This is a genomic window from Sinorhizobium meliloti (assembly GCF_017876815.1).
GTDB classification, from domain to species: Bacteria; Pseudomonadota; Alphaproteobacteria; order Rhizobiales; family Rhizobiaceae; genus Sinorhizobium; species Sinorhizobium meliloti.
The window spans coordinates 1342885-1356136 of record NZ_JAGIOS010000002.1; the positions used below are offsets into that span (position 1 = coordinate 1342885).

Here is a 13252-nt window from a genome sequence, read left to right on the forward strand (position 1 = left end):
CAAGAAATGAACGTAGTTGTAAGTGACCCAATACTGGCGTCGATCAGTCGTACGATCGCGACTGCCGCCGACGGCATCAATGCGCTGGCGGGCTGTCTGGAGGATGATGCGGCCTTCCGCCGTAGTTTTGTCGATGCCATCGAACTCGTCGCCTCCAAGCGTGGCCGGGTCGTTGTGGCGGGTGTTGGCAAGAGCGGGCACATCGGACGCAAGATCGCCGCGACGCTAGCTTCCACCGGTACGTCCGCCTATTTCGTGCATCCGACGGAAGCAAGTCACGGCGATCTCGGCATGATCACCGCCGAAGATTTGCTCATCCTGCTTTCATGGTCCGGTGAGACGGTCGAACTCGGGAACGTACTCACTTACGCCAAGCGCTTCAATGTCCCGGTCATTTCCGTCACGTCGAATGCCGATAGCACAATCGCTCGCAACTCCACGATCCCCGTGGTTCTGCCGAAAGTGCCGGAGGCATGCCCACATGGTCTAGCCCCGACCACGTCTGCAATGCTGCAGTTGGCGGTGGGGGATGCTTTTGCAATAGCCTTGCTTGAGCGGAGGGGTTTTTCGGCCGAGGACTTCAAGACGTTTCATCCGGGCGGTAAGCTCGGTTCGCAGTTGCTGCTCGCCCATGAGCTGGCCCATTCGGGCGAGGCTGTGCCACTTTTGCCGATCGGCAGTCCGATGAGCGAAGCGGTCATCCAGATGTCTTCGAAGGGTTTCGGGGTCGTCGGCGTCGTTGGTGGCGACGGTGAGCTTGTCGGTGTCATTACCGACGGCGATTTGCGGCGACACATGTCACAAAATCTATTGCTCCTCACCGTCGAGACCGTGATGTCGCACATGCCTCGCGTGATTACGCCTGGAATGCTGGCCAGTGCGGCCATGGAAATGATGCAATCGCAAAAGATCACGGTGCTGTTTCTGGTCGATGATTTTGGCCGGCCGTCGGGCATCTTGCACGTCCACGATCTTCTGCGTGCCGGCGTTGCCTAAGGACAAATAGTGCCCGCCCGGAGATGGTTAACGAGCCAGCCTCCGAGGGAGCACATCGTACGATCTAAGTTGGACTTAAAACACGCGTTGGCTTTGGCAGTCCATCACGGAAATGGGAACGCGCTTGGCAGTAATCCACCGAGACTTCGAGTATCGCCCGGACCTGGATGGTTTGCGAGCCGTGGCGATCTTACCTGTGCTCCTCTTTCACGCAGGCTTCAGTTCGTTCTCAGGCGGATTCGTCGGGGTCGATGTATTTTTTGTCTTGTCCGGGTTTTTTATGGCGAGGATCATCCTCACCGACCTCGAGCGCGGCAGCTTCAGCTTTTGGTCGTTCTATCTTCGGCGGATGAGGCGCATCTTCCCGGCATTGTTCTCGATGATCGCCGTTTCGGCCGTTGCGGGATGGTTTTTGCTCATGCCGCAGGAGTTTCGGTATTTCGGCGATAGCATACAATCTGCTGCCTTATTTACTTCGAACATCCTGTTTCGTAGCGAGAGCGGCTATTTCGATCTCTCCTCAGAAATGAAGCCATTGCTTCATACCTGGTCTCTGTCGGTGGAAGAGCAGTTTTACCTGATTTTTCCCGTCGCGGTTTTCCTTGCCTTCAAATTCGCACATAGGCACATTCGTGCAATCGTGTTGGCAGTTGCGCTCTTGTCCTTCGGGGCAAGCACTTGGGGGATTGTTCACTCGCCCGAAAAAGCATTCTACTTGCTGCATTTTCGCGTTTGGGAGTTGCTGATCGGAGTCCTTGTTGCCATTGCTCCTGCCTCAACTTATGGGGCCCGCGGCTCGCAGGCATTGGCGGCACTCGGACTGCTGGCAGTTCTCCTGGCCGTTTTCGTCTATTCTCCTGATACGCCCTTTCCCGGTATTTATGCCGCAGTGCCCTGCCTCGGTACGGCCCTTGTGATCCACGCACACTGTCGAGGCGGAGCGATAGGGCGCTTACTGGGTAATCCCGTTTCGGTCTTCATCGGACGCATCTCATACTCCCTCTACCTCTGGCATTGGCCCATCATCGTGTTCCTTCGCTATGGCCTTGGCCACGAACTGACAACCGGATGGGCGCTGACCGCCGTGGCGATGTCCTTCGCGCTCGCATACATTTCATGGAGGTTTGTCGAGCAGCCCGCGCGGTATGGCGTGCTGGCCTCCTCGCGCGTCGCGATCATCGGCGTGAGTAGCGCCGCTATTTCTTCGGCGGTCGCCTTCGGCTTCATTGTCAATGACCTGGAAGGTATTCCCCAAAGGTTGCCCGAAAAGGCCCGAACGCTTTACCAAGCCACCTATGATGAGAGCCCATTCTCCTCGAGCCGGTGTTTCACCGATTCAAATGGGGAAGGTCTGACACCGGTTCAGATAAGGAGAGGGGAGATCTGCCGGGTCGGAGTCGAGACTGCGGGCGAGCCGCGGTTCCTCGTGTGGGGAGATTCTCATGCCGCTGCGATCGCTCCTGCTATTGACCTTGCCGCTCGCCAAATGAGTATATCGGGCATGTTCGTCGGGCGCGGATCGTGCCCGCCCTTGCCCAATACGGATTTCGGTCCTCCGGGGGCGGTCAAGAGATGCATCGAACACAATTCTGCAGTGATGTCGCTAATCGAGAAGAGAAAGTTCGCCTTTGTTTTCATGGTGGGCTATTGGCCTAAGTACGTCCACCGAGAAGAGCTGCCGGGTCAGGGCATCTTCTTTGACCCTGGCGTCGCACCTCCCCGGACCGATTGGTCTATTCCGGTCAGGAAGGGACTTGATGCGACTTTGACCAAGCTCGCTCGGCAGGGATCGAAGGCGATTCTTGTGATGGATGTACCGGAGATGGGATTCGACGTTCCCGAGGCTCTCGCACGAGCGGCTGCGTCTGGACGCTCGCTCGATATAGCTCCTTCTGTTGAATACACCAACAGGCGCCAAGCCTTGGCCCGGCGGGTCTTGGCGGATGCGGCCAAGTCGAGCGGAGCCTTGGTTGTCGATCCGATGAGCGAAATCTGCGACGCCTCCAGGTGTCATGTTATGCGAGAAGGCACCGTTCTCTATAAGGACGGAGATCACCTGTCGGCGAAAGGTGCGGAAAGTCTCTCAGCACTCTTCCGACCCGTGCTGAGCATGATGCGAGAGAGCGTCCAGGCTGCGAATCGCTGAGCGGGCGGCGGCCGGTACTCGTCCACACTTGAGACAGTTCTCCGTCCAAGAAACTTTGAATATTGCCCCGCGTTCATTCTTATACTTCGTGTATTGTAAATCCGAATTGCCACTGACAAGCGCTGCTGTTAATCTCCGATCAAGGTGCAATCACCGGGGGGCGGAAGTTTGCATTTCGAAGATGACGGATTGCGGGTCGCGACCCTTGAGTTTCTGGTGAAAGTCCTTGCAACCAAAAGGCTCAGGGACGATCCCGATGCCGACCTCAAGCAGGACGTACTCAGCGCACTTGAACGTATACCGCTGCAATTCGTCTCCAGTGAAGTGGAACGGGCCGAGATCAGAGCAAAGATGCATGCCGAGGCAAATGCAATTCTGAACTGGGCGGTGGAGGGGCGGACGACCACAATCTCGCCGATTGCGGGTAGGCCAATATCTGCCTCGCATTACCGCCAATGGCGATAGTTCGGAACGCGCGCGCCGCTGTCATTGGCCGCTCGCCGCAGTAGCGTCTGGTCGAATACGGACCGACTATAGCGGTTGCTCAGCCACTGCGCGTTTCAGGAAATGAACGTATTTCTCCGCGGTCGTTGATGCCTGATGTCCCTGCGATACGCCACCGCTAAGCACCGCGGCTGCCGCGGCGTCGAGATCCGTGTGCGGATGCACAAGCGTTATCAGAGGAGAGTATCGTTCAAGCCATTGATTCTTGTGGGTCTTGACGTCGAACAGGAGAGAAGGAACGTTACAGAGGAGACTGAAGATCGCCATATGATATCGCCCGCCGATGTGAAGTCGGCAAGTTGAAATTGTCTCGGCAGCACGTTCAATGCTTGCTGTCTCAGCAAAAATGCCGCCACGGGCAATGATCTCTGCCTCATATGGAGAGAATCGTTCAACTGCGTGCGTAAGAACAACAGGCCGAAGCTTCCACGCCTCGCAAATCTTCAGTGCAGCTTTTAGAATTTCAACGTCTTCTTCGGCATTGTTTCTGGCGCCGGTGGTTATCAGGCAACCATCGCGATCCGCGACGGGCGCTGGCGATATCCGAAGAAATGCAGCATCCGCCAGAAATTCGATCCCGTAATACTCCGCTGAGATTTCGTCGCGTGCGGCCACATGGCCGAGTTCGCGAAAGAGCCCTTTGAGATAATCCGATCGTTCGCCCTCGTAGATAGGTATCGTTCCGTTCAATACAGCAAATGGCTTCCCTAGCTTCCTGGCGGTGAGAATAGGAGTGAAGAAGGTTGCAAGCCCTTCTGCCGTTGTCCTGTGGTCCAACGATCCCTCTGGCTGAAGGATCACGAAATCGGCGGCCGCTATATGGTCAACAGCGTCTTCGCCATATGCAGTGGAAAGTCGGGCCTCAATGTCCGAGAGTTCATATCCTCCAGCGGATGTGGACTTCGGGAATTCCTTCCTGAAGGCTGCGAAGTTGAAACCGATGGACGTAATCTCGGCCGCGGGGAACGCATCTAGAATTTGTTGCTTGAGACCCTGGCTCGTCAGTCGGCATCCGATATTGACCCTGAAGTCTGTATCGTTGAACAGGGCAATCTTGATTTTTGAGCCAGACACTTCTTTCTGTCGGCAGGAGCTTGCGAGCTCGTCAACGAAGCTCTCGTAATGCCGCCAAAAGCCGGATGGATCCCCTGTCGACATATGCTCCCGGCAAATCGTGCGGGCGTCCGAGTACCTTTTGTCTGCCACGAGAAATCCCACAGCGCGCCTCGCTCTGGAAACGTCTGCCCCGCGTCCTGTAGCTGCCAGAACTAAATGCCTTGCAGCTCTGTCAGGATTCGAATTCCTCAGTTTTTTGGCGAACCGCCAATGTATGGCGGACTTTATCCCCTCGAACAAATTCTCGTGCTTTCGATCAGGTTCAGGATAATGACTCCTGTATAAGTGCACAAATTTCAGTCCGACATCAAGAAATTGCGAAGGGCCTCCGAAGCCTCGCTCACGCGGAGCCGAAGCCCCGCTCGCACGGAAAACATTGAAAAGGAAGTGATGGCAGAGCGGGTGGCTCACGACCTCGTTCGCACTGAAAGCCTGTGAAGTTGCAGAAAGGAGGCGGCTGGAAGGCTGAGCCGTTGGGCTCCGCCACAAGAAGGTGCCCATGACTGGTCAAAGCGGTCACAAGGCACTATAGAGACCCGGGGACGGCGCCGGTACACGGGCACGCATGCGTGATTGCGGGGACGGGACTATTTGAACGTCAAGGATCGAAAAGAGCGCGAAGTCGATACTGAAACGATCGCTGGGATCCTAAGGCGCGTCATTGCCGAAAACGGCCGCGACCATATCCGCGGATATGCCTTTGCCATTGCCTGCCTGATGGTCGTGGCTGCAACGACGGCTTTCACGGCGTGGATCAGTGAAACTGTGATCAACGAAGCTTTCGCCAACAAGCGCGGCGACGTCGTTCTATTCGTCTGCTTCTCGATATTTGCTGCCTTTGTGCTGAGAGGCCTGGCGACTTATGGACAAGCCGTCGCTTTATCGAAAATTGGCAACAGTATTGTCGCAAGCTATAAGCGCCGGCTTTATACGCATCTGATGGCGTTGAGCGTTGGCTTTTTCCAGGAAAAGCGCTCCGCGCACCTCACCGCCAAGATCAACCAGAACATCTCCGGCATCCGCGACGTGCTCAACATGACCGTCACGTCGGTCGCCCGCGATGTCCTGACTCTGGTCGGTCTTGTCGGCGTGATGATAAGCAAGGACTGGTTGCTCTCGCTCATCACCTTTTTTGGGGCCCCTCCGTTGCTCCTCGGGCTCCGCTACATTTCCAGGCGGCTGCGTCTGGCGACGCGCGAGGCGGTCGAGGCCAACAGCCGCGTGCTAGGCGCGATGCAGGAAACCATCCAGGGCATTTCCATCGTCAAAGCCTTCACGATGGAGGACGAGTTGGGCCGCAAGGTCGAGGGCATAATCAAGGGCGCGGAGAACCGCGCCAACCGCATCGCGCGCTTGAGCGAACGGACGGCGCCGTTGACGGAGACCTTTGCAGGCCTGGCAATTTCGGGCGTGCTTGCCTATGCGGCCTTCCGCACCATCTACAGCAACGTGGCCCCGGGTGCCTTGTTCGCCTTTGTAACGGCGCTTCTCTTGGCATACGACCCGGTGCGACGCCTGGCTCGCCTGCAGCTGTCGCTGGAGCGCGCTGCCGTCAACGCCCGCATGCTTTACGAAATTTTGGACACGGTTCCGCATCAACGGGACCTGCCCGGGGCGAGTCAACTGGCCTTCAGCGAAGCGACCGTCGAGCTTCGAGACGTGCGGTTCTCCTATGGCAATGGTGAGGAGGTCCTAAAGGGAGTCAGTTTCCTGGCTGAAGGTGGCAAGACTACCGCGCTCGTTGGCCCGTCCGGAGCCGGCAAATCGACGATCATCAGCCTCATTCCACGCTTCTACGATCCACAATCGGGCGCGATCCTGATCGACGGGCAAGACATAGCCGCTGTTACCAAGCAGTCTCTGCGCAACGGGCTCGCCTATGTCTCACAACAAGCTTACCTTTTTGAAGGTTCAATCCGCGATAACATCCGCTACGGCCGGCCCGAAGCGACGGACGCGGAAGTAGAGGAAGCGGCCCGGCTTGCCTATGCGCATGATTTCATACTCGCGCAGCCACAGGGGTACGATACACCTGTGGGCGAGCAAGGAATGACGCTGTCCGGCGGCCAGCGCCAGCGTCTTTCGATTGCCCGCGCGCTCGTCCGCAACGCGCCCATTCTGCTTCTGGACGAGGCTACCTCGGCTCTTGATACGGAGTCGGAAGCAGCTGTCCAGAAGGCACTCGATCAGGCGATGAGCGGCCGCACCGTCATTGTGATCGCTCACCGACTTTCCACCGTCGTTAATGCTGACAAGATCGTCGTGATGAAGGAGGGGCTGGTCGTCGAGGAAGGAACGCACGAGGAACTCGCGCGTCGTTCGGACGGCGTTTACGCTCGTCTCCACAACATCCAAGGTGGCTTTTTGGAATTGACTGTCGGAGCTGATGCCACTTAGCTGGTGGCTCGAGGCCTTACAGGCGAGGAAGGTGGACGAGCCGCTGACACGGCAATCTCCCTGGGTCAGCCCGCTTCCTCATTGCGCATCGCCCTTAGGAATTAGCTTGATCGTCGAGTGTTGAACTTGAATTGGGTCGGGCCGACACACGGGAGTGAAAGGCAGTTTCAATTCCAACTGCAGCGCGGAAAACCTTCGAGCCCAGCCGCCGGGACTAGTTGGAGCCGAGGCTATGCATAGGACGCAATTGCGAGGGGCATCGGCCCGAGTTTGCTGCAGTTTTCGCTTTCGATGAGGGGCGGGTTCGACGTTTCCGGCTAAGGAGTGGCCAGGCAGTGATTATATCCCATCGCCACAAGTTCATTTTCATCCACGTACCGAAAACCGCCGGCAGCACGGTTTCTGCCTTTCTCGCTCGCGAATTCGGACCATGGGATCTGCAACTTGGGTCCTGGAAGGATGCACTCGGAAATGGAGCCAAAGCCAATCGGCTGGCGCTGATTGCTATGTTCTGCCATCTGTCTCCACTTAAGATCGCCCAAACCCTCATCCGCAACCACAGTGTCGATTCATTGGCCGGTGTCGCTCTCAGCCGGCGTTTTGCAGGCAGACTCGCGGATCATTCGAGCGCAAGCGAAATCGAGGCCTTCGATCCCTCTGCCTGGAAACAGTATTTCAAATTCTGTTTCGTGCGAAACCCGTTCGAGAGGGCTGTTTCTCTTTACAATTGGCACTACAGGAAGGCCGATACCCGGCCGAGCTTCTCGCAAATGCTCTGCTTGATCGAAGCAGGTGCAGCTGAGAAAGAGCGTATTAATTGGAAATCGTGGCAGCTCTACACCAAGAACGACGAAGTTGTTGTTGATTTCGTAGGTCGGCAGGAGCGCCTCTCGGAAGATCTACGCAACGTATGCGACAGACTCGGGCTGCCTTTCGATGAACGATTCCTGACCAGAGCGAAGGCGAACCCAAGGAGGCCGGATATTCGCAATTATTATAAACCCGGCGACCGGGAACGCGTCGAACGGCTGTTCGGCGCCGAGATCGAACATTTCAAGTATCGTTTCCCCGAGTAGAAGCATTTCCGCTTTTCGCCGAAGCGCGGAAGGGGCAACAACCTGTCGATCGCCGCCATTCCGGACGGAAAACCGCTGCGCACTTTTCCGGGAATTGCTCTAACCTTCGGCGCCGCGGCCTGCGGCTCGATTCTGTTTGCCTTGAAGACCTCCATCTCCGGAATCTCGGTCGCACCTTCTCACCTATATGGCGGGCTTCAAACATCTCGAGGGCGCATTGAAGGCCGAGTTCGACGTCACCGGTGCCGGCGGCACAACCAGGGACCATATCCAATCGCTGCAGAGAACCGCCAATGTAGGATTTTCCGGATGGATCTCCGCCAAGGTGTTGTACTAGTGGGTTGCCGGTGAAGTCCGGCCGACATGCGTGTTCCCGACTGTTCACGAAATCCTTTGCCGTTGGCACACCGAGGTGTCCCGAATCGCAGAAATCGGCCGCGTCCGTAGTGCTCGTTGGGGCTTTTCGGTCTTCTCCGCCTCGGCGGCTCCCATCCGGTCTTGCCATCGCCAAGATCGAGTGCGGGGATGGCCAATCCACAGGGGCTCAGTTCTCGCGCATCCCGAGGCGGAACGCGTCCGCGAGAGGTTGAGTCAGGTAGGACAGAACGCTCCTCTCACCGGTAGCGACGATCACCTCCGCCGGCATGCCCGGCCTCAGCTTCGCTCGAACCTGGTCGGGAAACTTCGAGACCTGCACGGAAACTTTCAGCTCGTAGTAAGGCTGACGCGTCACCTCGTCATGAAGCGCATCGGCAGCAACGCTCTGCACCTCTCCGATTGCGATTGGTGTTGATCGAGCCTTGAACGAAGGCAGTCGGATCTCGGCAGGAAGACCCTCTCCAACATTGTTGATGTCGACCGGCGACATCTTCGCCGAGACGATGAGAGTGTCGTCATCAGGGACGATCTCCATCAAAGTCTCGCCGGGGCGAACCACAGCTCCTATCGTGTGAACCTTAAAGCCGATGACGCGGCCGGAACGCGGTGCGCGTATTTCGGTGCGGTTGAGCACGTCATCAGCCACGCGCAGCTTTTCGCCAGCGTCGGCGAGCTTGGCGCTGGTCTCGGCGAGCTGTGCCGAAACCTCCTCGAAGACCTTGCGCCCTACTTGTTCGATCTGGAGCCGCGCCTCACTGATAGTGTGGCGCTCGCCCGCAATATCGGCAACGAACGCACCAAGCTGACCTTGGAGATCGGCTCGCTGGCGTTTGAGCTCCGTCAGCCGAGTGGCCGTAATGATACCCTTATCGGCGAGGGGCGCCAACTTGTCGTACTCTTCCGTGATGCTCTCGATCTGCACACGGACAGCCTCCCTTTGGGACTGCACGGCCTCAATCTTCTGCTCGGATTGGGCAATGCGCTCGTTCAAAATGGAAACGTCGTTGGTGCGGGCCGAGCGGCGCTTGAGGAACAGTCGCATCTGGTCTTCCATTGCGCGCTTGGCCAGAGGGCCGCTCGAAGCGCGCGTGAGCTCGCGCGGGAATGTGACCATTTCGGCTCCGTTCATTTCCGCCTGCAGCCGTGCCTGCTCAGCAATCAGCGAGAAGGTGGCGGACCTCGCGATTTCGCCCTGCGCCTGCGCCTCTGTGGAGTCAAGGCGCACGAGCACTTGGCCCTCGGTCACATGTGCATTGGGCTTCACGAGAACGTCGCGCACTATACCACCCGCCAGGTGCTGAACCTCCTTGCGGTCGGTTTCGACCACAATTGTACCCTGAGCCACCACAGCGCTGTCGATGCTGGCCAGAGAGGCCCACCCCCCGAAGATGCCGAACGTCAGCACGACGATGCCAAAGCCCATCCGAGCGGGCTTGCGCCAGTTGCCGGAGAGATTGGCTTGTGCCGGTTTATGGCTTGGGCCGGCAATATCTGACGGCGCGAATATCTCTGGTAGGGGAGCTCGAGTTGCCCGTCTTGCTCGCAAGAGTACGGCGGACGTCGGCGCCAACGCGTTGGTACGAGCAAGGATCGAGCTGACGGTACGTGCCACGAGCTCTCCACCGGCTGGGGTCCTTTTGGGGGTATCAGGTGTCATCGGTGGCCTCGGTGAACTATGCATCGACGGGCGGTCGAATAAGAGGAGTCGAGGCGGAAGCCGGCGGCCCGACGCGCCCTTCGTCTCGGATAGGCCGCCGCGGTGCCGGCGCCACATTCGCGCCAACGAGCGACGGCAGCAATTCGTCGCGACTGCCCATCTGCGCTATCCGTCCTTCTTGCATGATGATCACTCGATCCACCACGGACAGGAGGTTCGGCCTGTGGGTCACGATCACAACGGTTCGCCGGGCTCTCCGCAGCCCTTCGATGGCACGGATCAGTGCCCGATTGCCATCGCTGTCCAAATTGGCATCAGGTTCATCGAGTACGACGACGGCGGGCTTGCCGAATAGCGCCCGCGCGAGGCCGACCTGCTGCCGCTGCCCACCCGATAGTCCGACGCCATCCTCCCCGATCTCGGTCAAATAGCCGTTGGGGAGGCGTTGGATCATCTCGTGTGCAGAGGCGTGAGTTGCAGCCTCGATCACTTCAGCATCGGCTGCATCCGCTCGGAAACGCGCAATGTTGTCTCGCACAGAACCGGTAAACAGCTCGATACCTTGGGGCAGATAGCCGAGCGCAGTGCCGAGTTGGTCCGGATCGTAATGGCGCAAATCGTTGCCATCGAGCCGCACGCATCCCCGCGCCGACGGCCACGCACCTACAAGGGCACGCGCGAGCGAGGATTTACCCGAGCCCGATGGCCCGACAAGCGCAACGATCTCTCCAGCATCTAAAGTGAAGGTCGCGCCCATGACGACCGGCGTGTTCGCGCCGGGGGGAAGGACGACAAGGTTCTCGACGGAAACCGTACCCTTGGCGTCAGGCAGACGTATCCGTCCGACAACCGCGGGATTTTCCTCAAAAAGCCGGTTGAGACGCGCATAGGCGCTGCGCGCGGACACAACGCTTTTCCATTGCGCCACCATGATTTCGATCGGGGCAAGCGCGCGACCCATGATGAGTGACGCCGCGAACAAGACGCCTGCGGAGATTTCCTGGTTGATTGCCAGGTAAGCGCCGACGCCGATCATAGCCACCTGAATGGCCATGCGCAGGAACTTCGACACTGCCAGGAGGGTACCTCCGCGCTCGCCCGCGCTGACGGAGTGACCGAGCGCTTCCTCACGGATGCCGGTGCACTGTGACTGGATAGCACGCCCCATGCCGAGCGCCTGAATTGCCTCTGCATTGCGCAGCGACGAGCCCAGCCTTTCGATCGCGCGAATGTTCGTGCGCGAGGCTCGCGAGTGCAAGCCCTTCGTCGCTCGCTCATTTACGAGCGCGATTGTCACGACTGCCAACGCGCCGACGAGAGCCACAAGGCCGATCAATGGGTGAAGCAGGAAACAGATTACAAGGTAGATCGGAGCCCAGGGCACATCCATCAGCGCCATGGTGACACCGCCAGAAAGAACATCGCGCATGAGATCGAGATCGCGCAAGCTCTGTGCATGGTTCGATCCACGTACCCGCAGGGCCGAGGAAAGCGCCGCCTCGAATGCGGGGCCGGACAAGAGCCGGTCCAGCCGCACGCCAGCCTGCACGAGAATACGCGCCCGATAATGTTCGAGGGCCGCATAGGTCATCAGCAGAATAGCCACGATCACCGAGATCATGACGAGCGTGACGGCATTACGGCTCGTCAGCACGCGATCATAAATCTGCATCGTGTACAGCGGAGACACGAACATCAGAAGATTGACGAAGAGTGAGAGCCCGCCGGCCGCTACGAGGCCCGGACGGATCTCGCGCAAGGCTCCCGCGAGCGGCGATGGCACCTGCAAGGAGGGATTTGTCATCTCTTATAATCCAATGAAAGCCGTCGCGCGCGTTCGACTACAACGTCGCGCAACCTAATAAGCCCAAACGCCCCGATGGCCCCTTGAATGGCTGGGTGTCTTTCAACAGGAAGGAGGTTGAAGGCAGAGCCGGAACTGCTCGAGTGGGTCCAAGCGCAGGGCCATACTCATCCGCCGCAGGGAATGGCTGCCCCCAACCCTCAGGCTGTGTCGTTCCAAGTCGATGTGTGCCATTGGGGTGGCGGTGGGGCAACTCAAGTTCTTCAGCCTAAGTGCGGCGTCCGAAAATAACTCCATTTCTGAATACTTCCAGCTCATATAATCTCCATTTGGAATGCTTTCAATTCAGAGCAACCGTTGGTTGAAATAGATGCATCGACCATTAAGGGAGCTTATTGACTTGCCGAAAACTCTAACCGAACGGCGAAATAATTCGGGTGAGGGGCAAAATACTAACGTTGATGTCCAAAATGCGGCGCGGAAAAGGCTATACTGTGAGGCTCCACGGTAGGCGTCGCAGAAAAAAGCTTGCGCTTACGTCGGGTTGCAGACGTTAACTTGCGTTACTACTTTGGCGCCGTGGATTTTGCCACTTGTGCGAGGACCGCTGTCAGTCACCCGGGCTCCACGCGAGCTCTGCACCGGTACCGCAGACGCCATGCCGGCCGTGCCGTTGAAGCTGACGGCGGTGACGGTCTTTGTGTCGCCGGCATCCGGATCGGTGTTCTCTGGTGAGCACGTTCCCAGTGGCCGGCGCGCCGCCGGAGCCGTTGAGAACGCCGACCTTCTCGGTGGCGTCGCCCGTATCGGCAACCGCCGTCGGCGCGCCGTTCGGCGTCGTCGAAACCGATGTTCAAGGTTGCGCTGGCGGCAACACTGCCGAGATCGTTGGCGGTGCCCCGGACGGAGATCGTACCGACATTGGTGGATGTCGGCGTGCCGCTGAAGGTCCGGGTCGAAGGGTTAAAGGAGAGCCAAGAGGGTAAGGCAGAACCACTGGCGGTGATCGCCGCCAGGTGCGCATACGCTGTTATAACCGCCCGATTCCTACGAGGGGGACCCCGAACAGAGTCAAGCAGGTCCTGATCTCGACGACACATATTTAACGCGTGGGCGACGAGGTGCCTATTAGCCTCTCGAACAACTTTGTCCCAAGAATGCTGACCGGTTCTGATCCC

General features: G+C 58.3%; 8 protein-coding genes and 2 pseudogenes. 6 read left to right on the top strand and 4 right to left on the bottom strand.

The genetic code is table 11. The features are described from left to right. Positions 1–6 precede the first annotated feature (6 nt). From JOH52_RS25220 to JOH52_RS25230, 3 genes are all read left to right on the top strand, one after another. Positions 7–996: a KpsF/GutQ family sugar-phosphate isomerase gene (locus JOH52_RS25220; RefSeq protein WP_014530628.1), complete on the top strand. Its 990-nt coding sequence runs from the start codon at positions 7–9 to the stop codon at positions 994–996. Positions 997–1108: 112 nt separating this feature from the next. Next, positions 1109–3142, top strand: a complete 2034-nt coding sequence (locus JOH52_RS25225) for an acyltransferase family protein (protein WP_017272405.1) — start codon at positions 1109–1111, stop codon at positions 3140–3142. 168 nt (positions 3143–3310) lie between these two features. Then, positions 3311–3607, top strand: coding sequence for a hypothetical protein (locus tag JOH52_RS25230; RefSeq protein WP_014530626.1), 297 nt, complete (start codon positions 3311–3313; stop codon positions 3605–3607). Positions 3608–3673: 66 nt separating this feature from the next. Here JOH52_RS25230 and JOH52_RS25235 read toward each other — a convergent pair whose 3' ends face one another. Further along, complete coding sequence (locus JOH52_RS25235; RefSeq protein WP_033045838.1) at positions 3674–5002, bottom strand: polysaccharide pyruvyl transferase family protein; 1329 nt, start codon at positions 5000–5002, stop codon at positions 3674–3676. 351 nt (positions 5003–5353) lie between these two features. Between JOH52_RS25235 and JOH52_RS25240 the strand changes: the two genes are divergently transcribed. From JOH52_RS25240 to JOH52_RS36825, 3 genes and pseudogenes are all read left to right on the top strand, one after another. Further along, on the top strand, positions 5354–7159 hold the full coding sequence (locus JOH52_RS25240) for an ABC transporter ATP-binding protein (RefSeq protein WP_014530623.1): 1806 nt from the start codon (positions 5354–5356) through the stop codon (positions 7157–7159). A 335-nt stretch (positions 7160–7494) separates the two neighbouring features. After that, a complete protein-coding gene (locus JOH52_RS25245) occupies positions 7495–8235 on the top strand; it encodes a sulfotransferase family 2 domain-containing protein (RefSeq protein ID WP_014530622.1) in 741 nt (246 codons plus the stop codon). A 141-nt stretch (positions 8236–8376) separates the two neighbouring features. Then, positions 8377–8542: pseudogene (locus JOH52_RS36825) on the top strand (AsmA family protein); the annotation flags it as partial. 237 nt (positions 8543–8779) lie between these two features. Here the strand turns inward: JOH52_RS36825 and JOH52_RS25250 are convergent. The 3 genes and pseudogenes from JOH52_RS25250 to JOH52_RS35255 form a co-directional block, all read right to left on the bottom strand. Further along, positions 8780–10036, bottom strand: a complete 1257-nt coding sequence (locus tag JOH52_RS25250; protein ID WP_017266753.1) for an HlyD family type I secretion periplasmic adaptor subunit — start codon at positions 10034–10036, stop codon at positions 8780–8782. Positions 10037–10286: 250 nt separating this feature from the next. After that, a complete protein-coding gene (locus tag JOH52_RS25255) occupies positions 10287–12074 on the bottom strand; it encodes a type I secretion system permease/ATPase (RefSeq protein WP_017266752.1) in 1788 nt (595 codons plus the stop codon). 660 nt (positions 12075–12734) lie between these two features. Beyond that, a pseudogene (locus tag JOH52_RS35255) lies at positions 12735–13087 on the bottom strand (putative Ig domain-containing protein); the annotation flags it as partial. Positions 13088–13252 lie beyond the last annotated feature (165 nt).

What these genes read in the sequence shown, in the direction of transcription:
- JOH52_RS25220 (WP_014530628.1), top strand. Translation starts at nt 7, where the DNA reads ATGAACGTAGTTGTAAGTGACCCAATACTGGCGTCGATCAGTCGTACG.
- JOH52_RS25225 (WP_017272405.1), top strand. Translation starts at nt 1,109, where the DNA reads ATGGGAACGCGCTTGGCAGTAATCCACCGAGACTTCGAGTATCGCCCG.
- JOH52_RS25255 (WP_017266752.1), bottom strand. Translation starts at nt 12,074, where the DNA reads ATGACAAATCCCTCCTTGCAGGTGCCATCGCCGCTCGCGGGAGCCTTG.
- JOH52_RS25250 (WP_017266753.1), bottom strand. Translation starts at nt 10,036, where the DNA reads ATGGGCTTTGGCATCGTCGTGCTGACGTTCGGCATCTTCGGGGGGTGG.